We start from the raw sequence: 19537 nt of genomic DNA on the forward strand, positions 1-19537 counted from the left end.
CGCCGAGGTGGGGCTGTTGCTGGGCTTCGCCGTGGAGACCGCGATGGCGGCCGGCCGGGCCGTGCGAAAGCGCAAGATCGCGTGGCAGGAATGCCTGGAGCAAACGTGGTTCCTGGCGGCGGTGACCAGCCTGCCGTCCATCCTCGTGATGATCCCGCTGGGGGTCGCGGTGGCGATCACCGTCGGGTCTTTCGCCAGTCAGATTGGCGCCGAACGCTACAGCGGAGCGGTGGTCGCCTTCGTGATCATCGGGCAGGCCGCGCCTTTGGTGTGCGCGTTGATGATTTCCGGGGTCGGCGGCTCGGCGATCTGTTCCGACCTCGGCGCCCGGAAAATCCGCGAGGAAACCGACGCCCTGGAAGTCATGGGCATCTCGCCGATCGAGCGCCTAGTGCTCCCCCGGGTTTTCGCCGCCATCGTGGTCACCGTGCTGCTCGATGGTGTGGTAATGGCCGTCGGCATCGGCGCCACCCTGATCTTCCACGTCGAAATCCTGCACGGCACGGCCGGCAGTTTCCTCGCCACCCTGACGCAGTACGCGCGACCCGCCGACTTCGTGCTCGCCGAGGTGAAGGCAGCGGTTTTCGCGGTGATCGCGGCGATTGTCGCCAGCTACAAAGGACTTACCTGCAAAGGCGGGCCGCAGGGCGTCGGCGACGCGGTCAACGAATCGGTCGTGCTGTCGTTCATTCTGGTTTTCATCGCCAACACGGCGATGACCGAGCTCTACCCGATCCTGGTACCGGCCCGAGGGGCGTACTGATGGCCGGCCCGTACGTCGTCGGCAACGTGCTGGTGCGCGGCTATCAGCGGATCGTCGACGCGCTCGCGATGGTCGGGGCGCAGTTCACTTTCTACGTACGAGCACTGGTCGCCATCCCGCGAACCGTCCGCCGCTACACCAAAGTGGTGGCTGGCCTGGTCGCGGACATCAGCTTCGGATCCGGCTCGCTGCTGGCCGGCGGCGGCACTGTCGGGGTCATCTTCGCGATGTCTTTCGTTGCCAGCACTCAGGTCGGTCTGGGCGGCTACCAGGGCCTCGACCTCATCGGCCTGTCCCCCATCACCGGTTTGGTGGCAGCGTTGGCGAACACCCGCGAGATCGCGCCGGTGGTCGCGAGCATCGCGCTGGCCGCCAAGGTCGGCACCGGATTCACCGCGCAGCTCGGCGCGATGCGAATCGGCGACGAGGTGGACGCGCTGGAGTCGATGGCGGTGCCGTCGCTGCCTTTCCTTGTCACCACACGGATGTTGGCCGCCTTCGTGGCGGTCATTCCGCTCTACCTCATTGGGCTTTTCGGCTCGTACGTGGCCACCGGTTTCGCCGTGGTTTTCCTGTCCGGCCAGTCATCGGGCACGTACGACTACTACTTCCACCTGCTGCTGACGCCAAAAGACGTGGTCTTCTCGCTGATCAAGGCACTGGTCCTCGCGATCGTCGTGACGCTCGTGCACTGCTATTACGGCTACACCGCGAGCGGCGGACCAGCCGGCGTCGGCAAGGCGGCTGGGCGGGCACTGCGTACCAGCATCGTGCTGATCATGCTGGTGGATGTCCTGCTGACACTGACTTTCTGGGGGCTGCGCCCGACGCTGCCCGGAGTCGGAGGCTCCGGATGAGCGGGCCCGGACGCGGCAGCCTCGCCCTGCGCGGCGCGGTCGCCCTCACCGTTTTGTTGGCCGCCGCCGTCCTTCTGGTGGTCAACAGCACCGGCGCCTTCAACACCGATCCGGTGGTCACCGCGACCGTGCCGTCCGTCGGCGGTTCGATCGCGCCACTTTCGTCGGTTCAGCACCACGGGGTGGTCGTGGGCACGCTGCTCGCCGTCCAGGCCGGCGCCGAGACGTCACGGCTGGTGATCCGGGTGCATCCGTCCGATGTGGACGCCATACCGGGCAATGTGCAAGTGCGGCTGCTGCCGCGGACTGTTTTCGGTCAGGCGTACGTGGATCTGGTGACCCCGCCGAGCGGCGCGCAGGGCGAGCTGCGGGACGGCAGTGTCCTGCGAGCGGACATGTCGTCCGAGACCATCCAGCTTTACCAAGCCTTCAACCGAATCTATGACCTGCTGTCCCAACTGCAGCCGGCTCAGCTGGACGCCGCTTTGAGCGCGGTGGCCGAAGTCCTGCGGGGGCGCGGTGGCGACCTGGGCACCACGATCGCCGAGCTAGACATCCTGACCCATCAGCTACAGCCAGCTTTGCGGTCTGTAGGACCAAATCTGCGGGCATTGGCGACCCTGAGCGAGCAACTGTCGTCCAGCGCACCGGACGCTTTCCACGCTCTCGACGACGCGGTGTCCATCTCCGAGACCATCGTGGCCAAACAGCAAAGCCTGCGGTCACTGCTCGGCGCCGGCACCTCGCTCGCGCAGCAGTCGAACCAGTTGCTGGGAAACAACTCCAGTCGGATTATCCAGCTGGTACGACTGACCGGTCCACCGCTGGACGCACTGGCCTCTCAGCCCGGCCAGATCAGCCGTACGCTCACCGACCTGCACACCTTCCTGAACAAGGGAAGCCAGGTTTTCAGCAGCGGGCGGCTGAAACTGCAGGCGCCGATCATCTTTCCGCCGCCAGCCGCCTACACCGCGGCCGACTGCCCGCGCTATCCGGGACTCTCCGGGCCGAACTGCGGTGCGGCCGTACCGAAGGGCGGGACCGTCCTGATGCCACCGCCAGGCAGCCAGCCAGCCGGAGGCACCTCCGGGCCGGTCGGCAGCGGGCAGGAGCAGAACACCATCGGCGCTCTTTTCCCTGACCTGCTTGATCCGAACTCGGCCGGCCAGGCAAATACCACCGGCTTGCTGGACCTGCTGGCAGGGCCGATCCTGCGCGGCACCCAGGTGGTGACGCCGTGATCAGGACCGCCATCAAACTTTCGTTGTTCCTGCTGGTATCCGTCCTGGCCACCGTGCTGGTGATCAACACGCTGGCCCAGCCGCTGTCCGGGCCGAGCGGTGAATACCACGCCGTTTTCAGTGACGCGCAAGGGCTGGTGCCGGGCAGTGACGTGCTCATCGCGGGCGTACGGGTCGGCCGGGTCGACTCGGTCAGCCTTCAGAACACGCAGGCGGTGGTCACCTTCGCGGTCACCGATGACCAGCAACTGCCAGCCAACGCGAACGCAATTATCCGGTACGCCGACCTGGCTGGCGGACGCTATCTCGCGGTCACCCCGGGCAGCGGCCACAGCGCGGGTGTCCTGAATCCCGGAGACACGATCCCGATCTCCCGGACCCGGCCGGCCCTGGACCTGACCGCGCTGCTGAACGGATTCAAGCCGCTCTTCGACGCGATCAACCCCCAGCAGGTCAACCAGCTGGCGTCCGAGATCGTCACCGTCCTTCAAGGACAGTCCGGCACTATCGCCGACCTGCTGAACAAACTCGTGGCGGTGACCGCGAACCTCGCCAGCCGCGACCAGGTCATCGGTGCCGTACTGACGAACCTGGATGCCGTGCTCGACACGATGACCCGCAACCAGCAGAATTTCCGTGCCCTGCTGACCGGGCTCGGATCGCTGGCGGCCGCGGCCGCTGGTGACCGGCAGCAAATCGCCGCCGCAATCGACGGCACCGCGGCGCTGGCCGGCTCACTTTCCGGGCTGGTGACCCAGTTGCGGCCGCCGGCCACCACCGACCTCACCCAGCTCAACCGCGCCGCTGGCATGGTGGTCGCCAACCGGACCGCTCTGGACAAGGCCCTGAAAGGCGCGCCAACCCTGGTCGGCACGGTCGGCCGTGCGCTCGACTACGGCACCTGGGTCAACGTCTACATTTGTAATTTGAGCATCTCCGTCGGAGACAACGCGTCCATACCGGTAAGCGTCACCGGAGCCCGTTCGCAGGTGTGTCGATGAGCATTTTCAGCAGGAAAAACCCTGGAAGTTCCAGCGCGATGTCCCGCGGCATGATCGGCGCGCTGGCGCTGGTCCTTATCGCGGTGATCGCGGTCGCCGGGCCGCAGGTCGTGTTTTACCTTCGTACGGGCGACTACACTGCCGATTTCGCGAACGCGAGCGGGCTCGCCACCGGCGATCAGGTCTACGTGGCCGGGGTAGCGGCCGGCCGGGTGACCGGCGTGACGTTGGCCGGCGACCACGTCCAAGTGCGTTTCCGGCTGGACCACGCCCAGTCGCTGGGCGACCGCACGTCCGCCGGCATCAAAGTCGCCACCCTGCTCGGCCGGCGCTATCTTTCGTTGGTCCCGGGCGGATCCGGCAGCCTGGACGGCGGCATCATCCCCATCGCCCGTACGTCCGTGCCGTACACATTGGACGATCTCAGCCGGGCCACCACCTCCACCACGGACCAACTGGATCTGCCCGCGCTGCAACGGATGTTGGCGAGCATCACCGAGGTCACGCCCACCGACAACACGGTCGTCACCCAAACGCTCACCGGAGTGTCCATGGTCGCGGCGATCGTGTCGCAACGAGAAGGGCAGATACACGCGCTGCTGACCGGCGTCCAAACCGTCACGAATTCCCTGCTGCAGCAGCAAAGCACGCTGGTCACCCTGCTGGGCGACGCCAACCTGGTGGCACAGATGCTCAACCAGCGCCGGCAGGTCATCCGGGCGATGGTCGCGGACCTGACCGCGCTCACCGGCCAGGTCAGCCAGTTCCTCACCCAAAACGGCCCGGCGGTCAACCAGCTGCTGACTCGCCTGCACTCGATCACCGCTTTGCTGGCCCAGAACGACCAGGCGCTCGGCGCAACTCTGACCCAGCTCGCGCCGATGACCAGATATCTCACCAACGCCACCGGAAACGGCCCATGGGGCGATGTTTCTGGCCCGGCCGGGCCACTTCCGGACAACCTGCTGTGCGTTTCGGCGCTGGTGAAGGGATGCCGATGAGCAGCACGGGCTGGCGGATCGGAGCCGTCATCGCCGCACTGATCGTGGTGCTCGGTGGCGGATATGTGCTGCTGCGACCCGATCCAACGCTGACCGTGGCAGCTGATTTCGCCCACGCTGACGGGGTTTTCGCCGGCAGCAAAGTGGCGATCCTGGGCGTACCGATCGGCCGGGTGACCTCGGTGGAGCCACGCGGCTCGGTGGTACGCGTCTACATGTCGTTGCCGCGCGACACCCAGATCCCGGCGAACGCCCAGGCCTGGGTCACCACGCCGTCCGTCATCGCGGACCACACCGTCGAATTCACCCCCGCCTACACCAGCGGCACGATGCTGAGTCCAGGCGCGTTGATCCCGGCCACCCGTACGCATTCACCGATCAAATGGACCGAGCTGGTGCAGTCGCTGGACACCCTGCTCGCCGGCCTCGGACCCAACGGTCTCAACAAAACCGGCTCGCTCGGCGCCGCTTTGCACAGCGCGGCCACGGCTCTGCAGGGCAACGGCGGCCCTTTCCGTACGGCTGTGCAGAACCTCACGCAAGCAAGTGGAGTGCTGGTCAGTGACAGCACCGAGGTGGCCGGACTGGTCACCAGCCTCAACCAGCTGGTGCAGTTGCTCGCCAATCACCGCTCGGATATCACCACGCTGACCACCACAGTGACCGGGCTGGCCGGCGACCTGAACGCCGAACGCGCAGATATCAGCGCGGCGCTGGGACAACTGGCGACTGTGCTGACCCAGGTGGCTGCTTTGGTGAAAGCACACGGAAGTGCGCTCGGCGCAGACCTGACCCGGCTGAACCAAGTCACCGGCACCCTGGTCAGCCACCAACAGGATCTAGCCGAGATCCTGGACACTTTGCCTTTGATGTCGGACAACCTGGGCCGCGCGGTCGGCCCGGACGGGCGGTTGCGCGTACGGCTGGACATCTCCACCGTACTGACCCAGTTCGACGCCACCCGCCAGCTGTGTGAAAAACTGCCCGTACCGCTGTGCAGTGGAGCCGGTCTGGTGAATCCGATCCCGTTCCCGCCCAACCTCTCCAACCCCCTCGAGCCTTCCGGCGGCTACCCCGGAGGTGGCGGATGAGACTCCGCGTCGGTGCCCTGCTGGCGGTCGCCGCAGTGCTGCTGAGCGGCTGTGGCCTCAGTTTCCAGAACCTGCCGATTGGCCGTGGCGGCGAAGGCCCTTCGTACGATCTGACCGCGATTTTCACTGACGCGGCGCAGCTTCCGCTGGGCGGGCAGGTTCGGATCGGCCAGGCCGTCGTCGGCCGGGTGACCTCCCTGCAGGCACGGAAGTTTCAAGCCGTCGTACACATGCGGATCGATGTCGGCACCCAACTGCCGGTCGGCACCACCGCCCGGCTGGAGCTGACTTCGGTGCTGGGTGAGGAATATGTGCTGCTGGTCCCGCCCGACAAGGCGGACCGCGGATTCCTCGCCAATGCGGCGGTGATCGGCCTCGCGGACACCGCCCGCGCGCCGGACGTGGAGAACACCCTGGCCGCGGTCGGCGCGCTGATGTCCGGCAGCGGATTGGATCAGGTGCAAACCATCGTCACCGAGACCAACCGGGCGCTGGCTGGACACGAGCAACAGGTGCGAAATCTGCTCGGACAGCTGGACAGCCTGCTGCGATCGCTGGACGCGCATCGCAATGACATCAACCGGACGATCAGCGCGTTGAACAGTTTCGCCGCCCTGGGGGCACAAAACCAGGCCGCCCTGCAGGCCGCGTTAACCCATATCACGCCGGCCCTGGACGTGCTTCTCAGTCAGCGCACCGATTTTCTCACCCTGCTGACGAGCATCACCCAGTTGTCGAAGACCACCACCGGCCTGCTCTCACAAACCAGCGCTGGTCTGGTCGAGCGCGCCCGGCAGTTGCGCCCGGTGTTGACCGCACTGGCTGGCTTCGACTCCGAACTCGGCTCGACGCTGATGTCACTGCAGACTTTCCAGCACCTGTTGGAAGGAAGCATTCCCGGTGACTACTTGACAATGGACGCGGACCTTTCGGTGTCCGGGACTCTGGAGTCGCTGATCACCGGCGGTTCGCGGATCGCCCCCAGCACCGCGACAAACGCGCCGCCGACCGGCGGCGTCGGGCAACTGCTGAGCGGAGGTGTCCGGTGAATCGTCGCTCCCCCGTCGTCCGGCTGGTGATTTTCACCCTGCTCGGCGCGATCTGCACGGCGTACGTGGGCGTCCAGCTTTTCGGGGTCACCGCGTTGCGCGGCACGATCCAGGTGACCATACGGATGGCCGACGCCTCCGGCTTGGTACCGCAGTCGCTGGTTACCTATCGCGGTGCCCGGGTCGGCATCGTCCAGTCGGTCGGCCTCAACCAGGACGACGCCGGAGTCGCCGCGGTACTGAGCATCGACGCCACCCAGCACATCCCGGCCAATGCCCGCGCGGTGATCGACATGGACACACCCATTGACATTCAGCACGTCGATCTGCAGCCACAGAACACAAACGCGCCCTATTTGGCCAATGGCAGCGTCATTCAGGGCAACCGGATCAGCACCCCGCTGCCGCTGGAAACACTGCTGGTGCACCTGATGACGTTCGCCGACAGCATCAACACCCACGATGTCGCGACCCTGACGAACGAGCTCTCCACAGGCTTGTCCGGCATGGGACCGGATCTGCGTCACCTGCTGGACAATCTGGTCGCGCTGCTGCGGAGTGTCCAGACGTACCAACCACAACTCCTGCAGCTGATCGGAAACACCAACAGCCTGCTCAATCCGGCCAACCCGGGCTCGGTGGACCTGCCGGCGCTGACCTCGGCGTTGCAGGGGTTGACCAGCCAAGTACGCAGTCACAGCAACGAGATCGGCAACCTGCTCGACCAGGGCACCGGCGTCGCCAACCAACTTGTCCCACTGCTGCAGGACAATCAGGAGTCGTTCACCACGCTGTTGGGTAACACCGTGACGACCAGCCAGATCATCAGCATCCGTACGGCGGCCATCAACGAGTTGCTGATCTCGCTGCCGGACACCTTCACCAGGGTCGGCGGCATCGCTCACGGCGACACCGCGTTTTTCAGTCTGCTGGCCGCGCAGGGGCCGGTCTGCTATTACAACACCCCGCGCCGGACACCGACGGACACGTCCGTACGCCCGGTGCAACCCAACTATCTCTGTAATTCCACGCTGCCGGATCTGCAGCAGCGCGGCTCGCAAAACGTCCCCAGCCCGCAGCGCCGGACCACCGGAACATATGACCCGGCCACCGGCAACGCCACCGATCCGACCGGCCAGCAGTTCCGGCTCGGCACGAACGGCGGCCAGGCGTCCGCGTACGGATCCCAGTCCTGGTCCGCGATTCTGTTGCAAGGAGTGCAGTGATGTCCCAGACCGTCTCGGTGACCAAGTCCGACAAGGCCGCCCGGCGCCCGTCGCCCAAGCCACGGCCGGAAGAGTCCGAGACCCCGCCGGAAGAAGCGCAGAAGCCGGCGGAGAAGGTCGAGGAGATCAGTGTCGGCCAGGCCTTTCGGCGACTTCTGCGTGGCATGCGGCCGTCCTTCAGCCTACGCACCGCCGGTGTTGTCGTCCTGATCGTGGCGATCGCCGCGGTGGCCGGATACTTTGGCTGGCAGAGCTACAAACAGACGGCCGTCACCAAGGCCGAGGCAAGCGCGCTGGCCGCCGCCCGTACGTACGCGACCGACCTGTCGACCTACGACTATCGGTCGCTTTCCGGGAACTTCAAGAAGATCACCGCGAACTCAACCGGTCAGTTCGCCCAGCAGTATGCGAAGGTCAGCCAGAATCTCACCAAACTCATCCAGCAATATCACGCCACCTCGAAAGGCACCGTCGTACGCGCCGGCGTTTCGGAGGGCACCAGCGACCGGGTGGTAGTGGTCCTTTTCGTCGACCAGCAGATCACCAACACCAACAGCCCGCAGCCACGGGTCGACCGCAACCGCATGCAAATGGTCCTCGTCAAAACCAACAATCACTGGCAAATCTCCGACGTAGCGCTCCTGTAGAAGACCCGCGACGAGTTATCTGGCTGGCACGACCAAAGGGGCGATGTGCCGGCGAGCGAAGGCGCGGGTCGCGTCGTCGTCGCTGCTGGGAATCCGGCCGTCCGGGGTGAGCACCATCGACTGGGCCAGCCGGGCGAACATTTCGGCCACCATCTCGGTTTCCTCTACAGATCCCGCATCCGAACCCTGCAGCCGGCGGATTTTGTCCGCCACATAAGCCCGGCCGAGCCCGACAACTGGACCGCCGGAGACGGTCAAAGCGGGCAGCACGACCTCTGGATCGGTGGCCAGAATCCGCCGCAGCAAAGGATGTTCTCGGGCGCCAACGACAAAAGCCACGAAACACTCGACAACTTGCTCGGTCGGGGTGCTCGCGTGCGCGATCTTGCTGTCCACATCGGCGATGAAACGCTGCACCTCCCGCGTCACGGTCGCCTGCACAAGCCCACTTTTCTTCGGGAAGCGCCGATAAACCGTGGCCACCCCGATGCCTGCCCGGTGAGCGATCTCGGTCATGGTGGCCCGCCGAATGCCGAAATCCAGGAACGTCGCCATCGCCGCATCCAGCACCAACTCAGCGTCCGCCGAGCCGCGCATCGATCTCTCGACAGGGGTGGCGTTCGTCTGCTTTGGCAGCGTCAACATTGTCCTTCGATACTACCGTCGACAGGAGATTTTGACTCCTGCCAGGGCAATCCCGAGGCTCGCCCGTACGCACCGAAATCGTCCACTGACACTTCGTCACCACTGTCTGCAAGACAAATCTGCTGTTGTCCCTGACCGAGGCTGGTCGTCGTCTTAAACGGGCATTGAGCCTATGCAGCAGCCAAGCCCTCACCGGTGAAACCCGGCCCGTTCGCCTTGCCGGCACTCGCCTTCTGCGTTAGAGAGTCACCCCGAGCAGGCGGCCGACGCCGTACGTGACGGCCATCGCGAGAGCGCCGCCAGCGACCGTACGCACCATCGCCCGACTCACCCGAGCGCCACCCAGCCGCGCACTTATCGCGCCGGTGATGGCCAGCGCGACCAGCACTGCGACAAAACACAGCGGGGCGCGTACGACTGCGGGCAGCGTGATCACCAGCAGCGGCAGCAGGGCACCGACGGTGAACGACACCGAAGAAGCAAGCACGGCCTGCCACGGGTTGGTCAGATCGTCGGGGTCGATGCCCAGCTCCGCCTCAGCGTGGGCTCGCAACGCGTCGTGCTTGGTGAGCTGCTCGGCGACCTCCATCGCCAGCTCAGGTGAGAGACCCTTGTTCTGGTAGAGTTCGGCCAGCTCCGCGAGCTCCGCGTCCGGCATGCTTTCGAGCTCCCATTTCTCCTTGGCCAGCAATGCCTTCTCGCTGTCCCGTTGGGTGCTCACGGACACGTACTCACCGGCCGCCATGGACAGCGCGCCGGCCAGTAGCCCGGCGATGCCGGCGGTCAGGATGGCGGGTCGGTCAGTGGTGGCCGCGGCCACGCCGAGCACGATGCCGGCCACCGACACGATGCCGTCGTTGGCGCCGAGCACCCCCGCGCGCAGCCAGTTCAGCCGGTTGGCGCGGCCGCCGGCGTGGTGCTCCGGCTCACCCTCATGGGTCTGGGTCGCGTCCGTCATGACCCGACCGTAACCATCCCGACCTGCGCCAACTCACCCAGTGCCGGCTAACTCACGGTGCGTACGAACGCCACAGCCCAGCAATTACCCGCCCCACCTCCTTAAAAACAGGGAAATACTGCCCCTGGCTGGTTGTTGATACGCTTGCCAAGAGGGCAGATGAGCTGTGGAGGCGCGGTGCGGTTCGGGGTGCTCGGACCGGCGCTGCTGGAAACCGCTCGCGGCGAGGTCGAGCTGAGATCACGCAACCAGCGCACAGTGCTGGCCGTGTTGCTGAACGCCGCCGGCCAGCCGGTGCAGGCCGCGCGGCTTATGAGCGCGCTCTGGCCGGTACGCCCGCCCAGGACCGCGCCGAATGCCGTCCACGTCGCGATCCACCACCTCAGGAAGGCGCTCGAAGAGCCGGATCGGCTGCGGTCCACCCCAGCCGGCTATGTCCTGCGGACCGACCCGGATGAGGTGGATCTGGAGCGGTTCCAAGCCCTGGTGGCCGCTGGGCGGGCCGCGCTCGCGGCCGGTTCGGCCGTTGTGGCGGGTGACCGGCTGGCCGCGGCACTCGGACTGTGGAGAGGCTCCGCTTACGAAGATTTACGCGACGATGTGTTGCTCCGCACCGAAATCGAGCGGCTGGAGGAGCTCCGGCTAACGGCCCTGGGCGCCCGGATCGACGCGGACCTGATGGCCGGGCGGCAGCTGGAGGTGGTCGGCGAGCTGCGCCAGCTGGTACGTGCTCACCCGACCCGCGAGGCGTTCGCCGTCCAGTTGATGACGGCGCTCGAGCGTACCGGCAGACGCGGCGAGTCCGTCCACGTCTATCACGCGGCCCGACGGGCGTTGGCGCGAGAGGTCGGCGCGCGGCCCGGTGTTCGCTTGCAGGCTGCCTTGCGGGACGTGCTGGCCACCCCGGCGCCGGCCCTGGATCGACGGCCAGCGCCCGCTCAGCTGCCGGCACTGCCGCCGATTTTTGTCAGTCGGGGAGCCGAAATCGCGCTGCGCCGCGAGGTGGCCGCGGTGGTCGCCATTTCCGGGCCGGCCGGGGCCGGCAAGACCACCCTGGCGGTGCGGATCGCCCACCAGCTGCAGGACCGGTTTCCGGACGGGCAGGTGTATGCGGATCTGGGCGGTTCCCTTTCCCGACGGGTCGAGCCGGCCACCATTCTCACCGATTTTCTGGATTCTCTGGGGATAGAACCGATTCCGGCCGAGCTGCAAGAAAGAACCGCGCTTTACCGGAGCGTGCTGGCCGACCGCCGGGTGCTCGTCCTGCTCGACGGCGCGGTCGACGAATCCCAGGTCGCGCCGCTGCTCCCGGGCGCCGGTGCGAGCCAGGTCCTGGTGACCAGCCGGCCAAGGCTCACCGGCCTGTCCGCCGTCGACCAGCTCGACCTCGGCCCTTTCACCAGGTCAGAGGGCCTGGAGCTGCTGGCGGCCGTGGCCGGGGCTGAGCGCGTACGGCACCAGGGCGCCGCCGCTGCGACCGTGGTGGACCGATGCGGTGGCTCAGCGTTCGCGCTCCGGATCGCCGGCGAACTGCTGCGCGATCAGCCAGTCGCGGATCTGGCCGCGTCGCTTGCCGACGACAGCCTGCGTCTGGAGGTCCTTTCCGGCGTACGAGCATCCCTTTCGCTGAGCTACCAGGACCTGAGCGCCTCGCTCCGGCAGGCTTTGGACGATCTCGGTTCGCTGGAAGCAACGCGCCTGACCGTCGCGCTCGCCGTCAGCGCCCTGGGCGAATCACCAGCAGCCGCAACGGAAATCCTCGAACAACTGGTGGATGCGCGACTGCTTTACGTCGTTGGCCGCGACAATTACCAATTCTACGATCTCGTACGTCTATACGTTCGCGAACAATGTTCGCGTACCTGCGAGCGGGCCAGCCGATAGGATGCGATTCGGAGTGCTCGGCGAATTGTCCGCCGAAACCGACAGTGGTGCCGTCGCTCTCGGCGCGGTGAAACAACGAGTCACTCTGGCGGTATTGGTGGAAAAACGCGGCACTGTGGTGCCGGTCGCCCAACTGATCGACGCGGTTTGGGGCCGGCGGCCACCTAAAACCGCCGCCAAGAATCTGCAGATCTACGTCTATCACCTCCGCCAGTTGCTGGACGACCCGGCCCGGATCAGCCGGCAGGCGACCGGCTACCAACTCGACATCGAGCCGGGCGAGCTGGACGCGGACCGGTTCCAGCGGCTGACCGGCGCGGCGCTCGCCGAGGCCGATCCGACGGCGGCCGGCGCGCTCTGGCGCCGCGCCCTCGGCCAGTGGCGCGGTCCGGCGTACGACGGCCTGCACCACGTGCCGCTGCTGGCCGAGGCCGCCGAGCGACTGGCCGAGCGCCGGCTGACGGCACTGGAGGGTCGGATCGAGGCCGAGCTGGGCAGCGACCAGTCGCTCCCGGACCGGCTGGTCGCCGAGCTCACCGACCTGGTTGGCCGCTGGCCTTGGCGGGAACGCTTCGTCGGGCAGCTGATGCGCGCGCTCCACCGGACCGGGCGGCCAGCGCAGGCACTCGACGCGTACGAACGCGGTCGCCGCGCTTTGGCCGACGAGCTCGGCCTTGATCCCGGCCCGGAGCTGCGCGAAGTCGAGCGGGAGATCCGTGCGACCAGTGCGCCGGGCGGGCCGGCGCCGGCCCAGCTACCGGCCGATATCGCCGACTTCGCCGGCCGGGAGAAGGAGGTCGACGCGGCCGTGGACGTGTTGGGCAAGACCGCCGACGCGCTGTCCGTGGTAGCGATCTCCGGGCCTGCCGGAGTCGGCAAGACGACGCTCGCCGTACGGATCGGGCACCGAATTCGTGGCGCGTGTCCGGACGGCCAGCTCTACGTGGACCTGGCCGGCGCGAACGGCCGACCGGCCGACCCGGCCGCCGTGTTGGCCGCATTTCTGCGCGCGCTGCGGCTGCCGGCGGCCGCCATCCCGGACCGCCTCGCCGAGCGGATCGCGTGCTACCGGAGCATGCTGGCCGACCGGCGGATCCTGATCGTGCTGGACAACGCGGCAGACCACGCGCACATCGAGCCCCTGCTGCCCGGCACGCCGAGCTGTCCAGTGGTGGTGACCAGCCGCGTACGACTGACTGGCCTGCCCGGCGGGCACCTGATCGACCTGCGCCCACTGGAGCTGTCCGACAGCCTGACGCTGATCGGCCGGATGGTCGGCCCGGACCGGATCGGCGTGGAGGTCGCGGCCGCCCGCGAGCTGGCCCGGCTGTGCGGCGGGCTGCCGCTGGCGCTGCGGGTAGCCGGCGCGAAGCTCGCCGCGCGGACCCACTGGACCGTACGGGACCTGGTCGACCGACTCGCCGACGAACATCACCGACTCGATGAGCTGCGGCATCGGGAACTGCAGGTCAGGGCTAGTTTCGGGCTCAGTTTCCAGGGCCTGAGCGAGCCGGCCGGAAGGTTGTTCGGCCGGCTCGGCCAGCTGGACGCGCCCGACCTCGCCGGCTGGGTGGCGGCCGCTGTGCTGGACTGTCCGATCGCCGACGCCGAAGCGTTGCTGGTGGAGCTGGTCGACACCCGACTGCTGGAGGTCGCCGGCCGGGACGCACTCGGCCAGCACCGCTACCGGTTCCACGACCTGCTGCGGGTATACGCGCGAGAGCGTGGCCGCGCCGCCGAGCCGGCCGCCGTACGAACCGCTGCCCTGCGACGCGCCTTCGCCGGCTGGCTCGCGCTTATGGACCGAGCTCATGGAGCGGTTTTCGGCGATGGCGCGACAAACAGCGAGGCAACCGGCAGATGGCAACCGATCGACGGTTGGCCGGAGCTGCTGCTGGATGCCTCGCTGGCGTGGCCGGACGCAGAGCGAGGCAACCTGATGGCGGCCGTCCGGCAGACGGCCGACGAGCCGGCGCTGCGGGACCTGTGCTGGGAGCTGGCTGCCCTGTCCATTGAGGAGTTCGCGGCTTTCGACGACGTCGAGGACTGGCGGGACACCGGCACGTACGCGCTGACCGCGATGCGCGAGAGCGGGCACCGGTCGGGCCAGGCCGCTCTCGAGCTGCAGCTCGGAGCGCTGCACGCGACCAGGCGCCGGTACGCCGACGCCACCGACGCGATTTCCCGTGCACACAACCTCTTCACCGACGCCGGCGACTCGTACGGGATCGGTTTGACGTTGCGGTTGCGGGGCATTCTGCGGCTCGCCGATGGCGATCTGGACGGCGCGGAGGAGTCCTTGCTGGCCGCGCGCGAGCTGCTGAAAGGAACCAGCACCGAGGCCCACGTGCTGATCTATCTGGGCCGGATCGCCAGTTACCGCGCGCAAACGCAGGACGCGCTGTGCCATTTCGGTGCGGCGGCCGAACGAGCGCGGGCCACCCACGCCAGCAAACTGTGGTACGAGGCGATTTTCTGGACCGGCGAGACCCAGCTGAGCTGCGGATCGCCGGAAGCCGCCGGCACCTTGCACAGCGCCGCCGACCACCTGCTCGCGACCGGCACCCAGGTCGCCGACGGCTACGGGCTTTTCGCCCGCGCCGACGGATATCTGGCCGCCGATCGGCTCGCGGACGCGAAGGTCACCTTCGTACGCTGCGGCTCGGTGGCCCGGCGGAACGGCGACCGCGTGATCCAGGCACGGGTCCTGCAGCGACTGAGCCAGCTGGCGTTGCGGCTGGGCGACGCCCCCGAAGCGGTCCGGCTAATCGCCGAGAGCCTCACCGTCAGCGATCAGGCGTTCCCGCCGCTGGACCGCGCGGCCTTGCTCGACGCGGCGGTCGACGCGTACGCGGCCGCCGGCGACCTGCTGACGGCCGGCGCGTACCGACAGGCTCGCACCGACCTGCTCACCGGTCTCGGGCTACCTCCGTCGCACGGGCGGCCAGCCCGTCCGCGGTCTTCTGGATGAAACCCTGCAGCTGCGTACGGTAAAGCCAGCCCGTACCGAAAGTCTTCGGGTCGAAGGTCGAGTGCCAGCGGATCAACGTCCCGGAGTCGGTGGGCTCCAGATCGACGTCGGCGCGGTAGCCGCGCAGCGGCATGCCGGCGAGCAGCACATAGCTCAGTCGCCGGTTCTCGATCATCTCCACGATCTGCTCGCGCGCGTGGAACCTCCCGGTGTGAAAGATCCGGATCTCGCCGAGTTCGGTCGGCTCGCCGGTGCCGGCGGACACCAGCTCGTACGACCCGAGTGGGGTGAATTCGGGCCACCCGCTGCCGTCCCGCAGGAGCGCGTAAACCGTCGCCGGATCGGCGGTCGTCGTGCTCTCCACCCTGACGTGTTGGCTCGCCATCGACTGTCCTTCCTGGTCAACGCGTGTACCACCTGGTACATATACGATATGGTACGGCTTCCAGCGAAGGACAGGGTGTGACGGCGAAGGAGCGGCTGCTCGGCGGGGCGATCGACTACATCGCGACCAACGGCGCGGCCGACCTCAGCCTGCGCCAGGTGGCCAAGGCGATCGGCACCAGCCACCGGATGCTGATCTACCACTTCGCGTCCAAGGAAGGGCTGCTGATCGAGGTGGTACGGGCCGTCGAGGAACGTCAGCGAATGCTGTTCGCGGAACTCAACGCGGACGAGTCCACCGACGTCGGCGAAATGGCGCGACGGTTCTGGCAGCGGCTCAGCGCGGCCGAGAACTGGCCGTACGTCCGGCTGCTTTTCGAGATCTACGGCCGAGCCCTACAAGGTGACCAGCGATCCAGGCCGCTGCTGGACGGGCTGGTGGAGAGCTGGCTGCCGCCGCTCACCGAATGGGGGATCCAGCGCGGCCTGCCGCCGGAGAAGGCACGCGCGTACGCCCGGCTGGGCGTCGCCGTCCCGCGCGGCCTCCTCCTGGACCTGATGGCCACCGGCGACAAGGCGGCGGTCGACGAGGCGATGGATCTTTTCATCACCTCGTACGAAACCCTGCTGTCCTGACCTTTGGTTACCTGGTGGCGGTGTCGACGATCCAGGCGTACATCCGGGCGAGTTCGCGCCACGCGTCGTACCGGCCGCTGCGGCCGCCGTGGCCGGCCTCCATTTCGGTGTGCAGCACGATATGCCGGTCACCGGCGCCGACCGCGCGCAGTTTCGCCACCCATTTCGCCGGCTCGTGGTAGAGCACCCGGGTGTCGTTGAGGCTGGTTTCCACGAAAATCGCTGGATAGTCGACCGGCTCGATGTTTTCGTACGGTGAATAGGATTTCATGTACGCGTAAACGTCGGCGTTGTGCAGCGGGTCGCCCCACTCCTCCCATTCCAGCACGGTCAGCGGCAACGACGGGTCAAGAATGGAGTTCAACGCGTCCACGAAAGGCACCGACGCGACGATTCCCGCGAAAGCGTCCGGGGCCAGGTTCGCGACCGCGCCCATCAGCAGGCCGCCGGCGCTGCCACCGTACGCGATCAGCCGGTCGGCGCTGGTCCACTTCTGCGCGACGAGATGCCTGGCGCAGGCCACGAAATCGGTGAACGTGTTCTTTTTGTGGAGCAGCTTGCCTTCCTCGTACCAGTGCCGGCCAAGCTCGCCACCACCCCGAATGTGCGCGATCGCGTAGACGAATCCACGATCCAGCAAGGAAAGTCGCGGCACCGAGAACCGCGGTTCGGAAGACGACTCGTAACTGCCGTAGCCGTAGATCAGGCAGGGCGCGGACCCGTCCAGCGGCACGTCTTTTCGCCGTACGATGGACATCGGCACCCGGGTGCCATCCGATGCGGTCGCCCACTCGCGGGTCTGCTCGTACCGCTGCGGGTCGTAGTCGCCGAGCACCGGCTGGCGCTTGCGCAAGGTCAGCTCGCCGGTCGCGAGGTCACAGTCGAAGACGGACCTCGGGGTGATCATTGACGCGTACGACAGCCGGTACGTGCCGGTGTGGTATTCCAGGTTCGCGTCCGGGTCGACCGCGTAAAGCGGCTCCGGGAAGGAGATCTCCCGACCCTCACCCCACCCACCATCCACTGTGGACGGATAGACCCGCAGACCGGTCAGGCCGTCGAACCGCAGGTGCACGACGACGTGCCCGTCGAACACGTCCAGCCCGAGCAGCCGGGCGTCGTCACGATGCTCGATCAGCGGCGACCAGTCAGCGGGCTTGTCCACCGAGGCCGCGGCGACCGCGAAGTTGACGCCACCGCCGACTTCCGGGTCATTGTGGACGATCAGAAAACGATCGCCGGCGATCTGGTGCTCCACCTGATATTCGACGTCCTGCTTGCGGGCCCGCAGCACCACCGGCTCGCGGTCCGCGGCCGCCGCGTCGATGATCCGGGTCTCACTGGTCACCTTGCTGCGCAGGTCGAGCAGGATGTAGCGCTCGCTCTGGGTGAGCCCGACGCCGACCCAGAACCGCTCGTCGGCCTCCTCGTACACGAGCACGTCGTTGGCCGCCGCGGTGCCGAGCTGGTGTCGCCAGACCCGGTACGGCCGCCAGGCGTCGTCGACGGTCAGGTAGAACAGCGACGCCGAGTCGAGCGACCAGGCGGTGTCGTAGAAGGTGTTCGGCACCTCGTCGCCGAGCAGCTCGCCGGTCTCCAGGTCCTTGACCCGCAAGGTGAAGCGCTCACTGCCATCGAAGTCCACCGCGTACGCGAGGAGGCGGCCATCCGGGCTGACGTCGAACGTCCCTACGGACAGGAAGTCGTGCCCCTCGGCCAGCTCGTTCTCGTCCAGCAGCACCTGCTCGCCCGGCAACGCCTCGCCGGTCTCGGTGGACGGCGGCTCGGCACTGGTCGCCGACAGCCGGCAGTGGATCGCGTACTGCTGACCTTCGACCGTACGGGCGTAATACCACCACGGGCCCTTGCGCGCGGGCACCGACAGGTCGGTCTCCTGGGTACGGTCCTTCACCTCGGTGAAGATCTGCTCGCGCAGGTCCGCGAGGCCGGCGGTGACCTTCTCGGCGTAGGCGTTCTCGGCCCGGAGATATGCCAGGGTGTCCGTGTCTTCCTTGTCTGCGAGCCACGCATATTCGTCGACGACGGTGTCGCCGTGATGCGTACGAGTGGACGGGACGCGTTTCGCGACCGGTGGGGTGCTTTCGCTCATGATCCCGACGCTACCGCCGCCCGGCCGGCGGTGATGCCCTTGCCCTGTGTCGGGCCGCTCCCCAGCCGGGCATGCCCGATTTGGTCAGATGGCTGACCATTCATGAATCCGGCGAATTCCGGCGTACCACCCGTACCGCATTATTTCCGGGTGAATGCGCGTCCACTTGCGACACTCCGGTCGTATCACCCCGGAAACATCCGGACCGCGTTCTTTTTAGTCACGCGACCAACATTCGCGATCGTGATCCGGACAGCAAGAAAAGATCCCCGCTCGCGATGTCGCGATGGGGGATCTTTCCTTCTAACAGTGGGCGATACTGGGATCGAACCAGTGACCCCTCGCGTGTGAGGCGAGTGCTCTCCCGCTGAGCTAATCGCCCGGGAGACGGGTTAAACCATAACCGATGCGGCATCCGGCCCCACACCGGGGGCCGGCCACCGGGCGCCAGACAGATCACGGTCCGGTGTCGAAAACAGGCCGCGAAGATTTCCATGTTTGGCGTCTGAGCCAGGGTGGTATGCCAATAGACGACGACGGCGGGGCATTTAGCCAGGGGGAAGAAAGGTGGCCGAAATGGCGCGTACGCGTCCAGTTGCGGTCCAGGTGGACACGGCTTTACGGCTGGTTGTGCCGGACGGATCAGGGGTGCCGGTGCAGGCGACGCTGCGCTACGAACCTACAGACCCATATGCCGTGCATGTCATCTTCTGCGCGGATCTGGCCGACGGCGACGATCCGGAACCCTCGGTCGCGTGGTCCTTCGCCCGTGACCTCCTGCTGACCGGCCTCACCGAGCCGGCAGGGATGGGTGACGTAAGAGTGTGGCCGTGGACCGGCCAGGACGGCCAGGTCGTCGCACTCGCCTTGTCCTCGCCCGACGGGCACGCCCTCTTCGAGGTGCCGACGGCGACTCTGGACGACTTCCTGCAACGCAGCTATGCCGAGGTGCCGGCCGGCGAGGAACCCTCGTACGTCGACCTCGACGCGGTGGTCACCGAACTCCTCCGCGCGTAGCCACTCCTGTCCACACCAGCCGGTCGGCCCGCTCGGGCCGGCCGGCTGGTGTCGTT

General features: G+C 67.1%; 17 protein-coding genes and 1 tRNA gene. 13 read left to right on the forward strand and 5 right to left on the reverse strand.

The window, feature by feature from the left end; translation table 11 throughout:
- Positions 1-43: 43 nt before the first annotated feature.
- Genes ABD301_RS06685 through ABD301_RS06725 form a run of 9 tightly spaced genes read left to right on the forward strand, consistent with a single transcriptional unit; the run spans position 44 to position 8876 of the window.
- Positions 44-763 carry an ABC transporter permease gene (locus tag ABD301_RS06685; RefSeq protein ID WP_163570302.1) on the forward strand — a complete coding sequence of 240 codons (720 nt, stop codon included), beginning with the start codon at positions 44-46 and terminating at the stop codon, positions 761-763.
- The gene (locus ABD301_RS06690) at positions 763-1620 is read left to right on the forward strand and encodes an MlaE family ABC transporter permease (protein ID WP_163570265.1); all 858 of its coding nucleotides are present in this window, start codon (positions 763-765) and stop codon (positions 1618-1620) included. Before ABD301_RS06685 ends, ABD301_RS06690 begins: the two co-directional genes overlap by 1 nt.
- Positions 1617-2861, forward strand: coding sequence for an MCE family protein (locus tag ABD301_RS06695; protein WP_344308139.1), 1245 nt, complete (start codon positions 1617-1619; stop codon positions 2859-2861). Before ABD301_RS06690 ends, ABD301_RS06695 begins: the two co-directional genes overlap by 4 nt.
- Positions 2858-3862, forward strand: coding sequence for an MCE family protein (locus tag ABD301_RS06700; RefSeq protein WP_344308141.1), 1005 nt, complete (start codon positions 2858-2860; stop codon positions 3860-3862). Before ABD301_RS06695 ends, ABD301_RS06700 begins: the two co-directional genes overlap by 4 nt.
- Complete coding sequence (locus tag ABD301_RS06705; protein ID WP_344308143.1) at positions 3859-4863, forward strand: MCE family protein; 1005 nt, start codon at positions 3859-3861, stop codon at positions 4861-4863. The genes ABD301_RS06700 and ABD301_RS06705 overlap by 4 nt, the downstream gene beginning before the upstream one ends.
- The gene (locus ABD301_RS06710) at positions 4860-5954 is read left to right on the forward strand and encodes an MCE family protein (RefSeq protein ID WP_344308145.1); all 1095 of its coding nucleotides are present in this window, start codon (positions 4860-4862) and stop codon (positions 5952-5954) included. The genes ABD301_RS06705 and ABD301_RS06710 overlap by 4 nt, the downstream gene beginning before the upstream one ends.
- Positions 5951-7003, forward strand: a complete 1053-nt coding sequence (locus ABD301_RS06715; protein ID WP_344308147.1) for an MCE family protein — start codon at positions 5951-5953, stop codon at positions 7001-7003. Before ABD301_RS06710 ends, ABD301_RS06715 begins: the two co-directional genes overlap by 4 nt.
- Positions 7000-8229, forward strand: coding sequence for an MlaD family protein (locus ABD301_RS06720; protein ID WP_163570252.1), 1230 nt, complete (start codon positions 7000-7002; stop codon positions 8227-8229). The genes ABD301_RS06715 and ABD301_RS06720 overlap by 4 nt, the downstream gene beginning before the upstream one ends.
- Complete coding sequence (locus tag ABD301_RS06725; protein WP_163570251.1) at positions 8229-8876, forward strand: VirB8/TrbF family protein; 648 nt, start codon at positions 8229-8231, stop codon at positions 8874-8876. Before ABD301_RS06720 ends, ABD301_RS06725 begins: the two co-directional genes overlap by 1 nt.
- Positions 8877-8891: 15 nt before the next feature.
- Here the strand turns inward: ABD301_RS06725 and ABD301_RS06730 are convergent, their stop codons facing one another.
- Both ABD301_RS06730 and ABD301_RS06735 read right to left on the reverse strand, forming a co-directional pair.
- Positions 8892-9521 (reverse strand): TetR/AcrR family transcriptional regulator, encoded by a 630-nt coding sequence (locus ABD301_RS06730; RefSeq protein ID WP_344308150.1) that lies wholly within the window; start codon positions 9519-9521, stop codon positions 8892-8894.
- A 238-nt stretch (positions 9522-9759) separates the two neighbouring features.
- Positions 9760-10479 (reverse strand): VIT1/CCC1 transporter family protein, encoded by a 720-nt coding sequence (locus ABD301_RS06735; protein ID WP_344308151.1) that lies wholly within the window; start codon positions 10477-10479, stop codon positions 9760-9762.
- Between the two features lie 159 nt (positions 10480-10638).
- On the opposite strand from ABD301_RS06735, the gene ABD301_RS06740 reads away from it, so the two are divergent.
- Positions 10639-12363 (forward strand): AfsR/SARP family transcriptional regulator, encoded by a 1725-nt coding sequence (locus ABD301_RS06740; protein ID WP_344308153.1) that lies wholly within the window; start codon positions 10639-10641, stop codon positions 12361-12363.
- A 1-nt stretch (position 12364) separates the two neighbouring features.
- Entirely contained in the window at positions 12365-15334 is a 2970-nt protein-coding gene (locus tag ABD301_RS06745; protein ID WP_344308155.1) for an AfsR/SARP family transcriptional regulator, read from the forward strand.
- Here the strand turns inward: ABD301_RS06745 and ABD301_RS06750 are convergent.
- On the reverse strand, positions 15273-15719 hold the full coding sequence (locus ABD301_RS06750; protein ID WP_163570238.1) for an SRPBCC family protein: 447 nt from the start codon (positions 15717-15719) through the stop codon (positions 15273-15275). The two genes, ABD301_RS06745 and ABD301_RS06750, sit on opposite strands and share 62 nt — an antisense overlap.
- 77 nt (positions 15720-15796) lie before the next feature.
- Here ABD301_RS06750 and ABD301_RS06755 point away from each other — a divergent pair, with 77 nt between their 5' ends.
- Positions 15797-16354, forward strand: coding sequence for a TetR/AcrR family transcriptional regulator (locus ABD301_RS06755; RefSeq protein ID WP_279581559.1), 558 nt, complete (start codon positions 15797-15799; stop codon positions 16352-16354).
- Positions 16355-16361: 7 nt separating this feature from the next.
- Here ABD301_RS06755 and ABD301_RS06760 read toward each other — a convergent pair whose 3' ends face one another.
- On the reverse strand, positions 16362-18464 hold the full coding sequence (locus tag ABD301_RS06760) for a S9 family peptidase (RefSeq protein WP_344308158.1): 2103 nt from the start codon (positions 18462-18464) through the stop codon (positions 16362-16364).
- 310 nt (positions 18465-18774) lie between these two features.
- Positions 18775-18846: transfer RNA gene (locus ABD301_RS06765), tRNA-Val, on the reverse strand.
- 194 nt (positions 18847-19040) lie between these two features.
- Between ABD301_RS06765 and ABD301_RS06770 the strand changes: the two genes are divergently transcribed.
- Positions 19041-19481: an SsgA family sporulation/cell division regulator gene (locus tag ABD301_RS06770; RefSeq protein WP_163570298.1), complete on the forward strand. Its 441-nt coding sequence runs from the start codon at positions 19041-19043 to the stop codon at positions 19479-19481.
- The last annotated feature ends 56 nt before the right edge of the window (positions 19482-19537 follow it).

It is taken from the genome of Fodinicola feengrottensis, assembly GCF_039530045.1.
In the GTDB taxonomy this organism is placed as follows: Bacteria; Actinomycetota; Actinomycetes; order Mycobacteriales; family HKI-0501; genus Fodinicola; species Fodinicola feengrottensis.

What these genes read in the sequence shown, in the direction of transcription:
- ABD301_RS06735 (WP_344308151.1), bottom strand. Translation starts at nt 10,479, where the DNA reads ATGACGGACGCGACCCAGACCCATGAGGGTGAGCCGGAGCACCACGCC.
- ABD301_RS06745 (WP_344308155.1), top strand. Translation starts at nt 12,365, where the DNA reads ATGCGATTCGGAGTGCTCGGCGAATTGTCCGCCGAAACCGACAGTGGT.
- ABD301_RS06750 (WP_163570238.1), bottom strand. Translation starts at nt 15,719, where the DNA reads ATGGCGAGCCAACACGTCAGGGTGGAGAGCACGACGACCGCCGATCCG.
- ABD301_RS06705 (WP_344308143.1), top strand. Translation starts at nt 3,859, where the DNA reads ATGAGCATTTTCAGCAGGAAAAACCCTGGAAGTTCCAGCGCGATGTCC.
- ABD301_RS06740 (WP_344308153.1), top strand. Translation starts at nt 10,639, where the DNA reads ATGAGCTGTGGAGGCGCGGTGCGGTTCGGGGTGCTCGGACCGGCGCTG.
- ABD301_RS06730 (WP_344308150.1), bottom strand. Translation starts at nt 9,521, where the DNA reads ATGTTGACGCTGCCAAAGCAGACGAACGCCACCCCTGTCGAGAGATCG.
- ABD301_RS06685 (WP_163570302.1), top strand. Translation starts at nt 44, where the DNA reads ATGGCGGCCGGCCGGGCCGTGCGAAAGCGCAAGATCGCGTGGCAGGAA.
- ABD301_RS06710 (WP_344308145.1), top strand. Translation starts at nt 4,860, where the DNA reads ATGAGCAGCACGGGCTGGCGGATCGGAGCCGTCATCGCCGCACTGATC.
- ABD301_RS06695 (WP_344308139.1), top strand. Translation starts at nt 1,617, where the DNA reads ATGAGCGGGCCCGGACGCGGCAGCCTCGCCCTGCGCGGCGCGGTCGCC.
- ABD301_RS06690 (WP_163570265.1), top strand. Translation starts at nt 763, where the DNA reads ATGGCCGGCCCGTACGTCGTCGGCAACGTGCTGGTGCGCGGCTATCAG.
- ABD301_RS06760 (WP_344308158.1), bottom strand. Translation starts at nt 18,464, where the DNA reads ATGAGCGAAAGCACCCCACCGGTCGCGAAACGCGTCCCGTCCACTCGT.
- ABD301_RS06725 (WP_163570251.1), top strand. Translation starts at nt 8,229, where the DNA reads ATGTCCCAGACCGTCTCGGTGACCAAGTCCGACAAGGCCGCCCGGCGC.
- ABD301_RS06715 (WP_344308147.1), top strand. Translation starts at nt 5,951, where the DNA reads ATGAGACTCCGCGTCGGTGCCCTGCTGGCGGTCGCCGCAGTGCTGCTG.
- ABD301_RS06770 (WP_163570298.1), top strand. Translation starts at nt 19,041, where the DNA reads ATGGCGCGTACGCGTCCAGTTGCGGTCCAGGTGGACACGGCTTTACGG.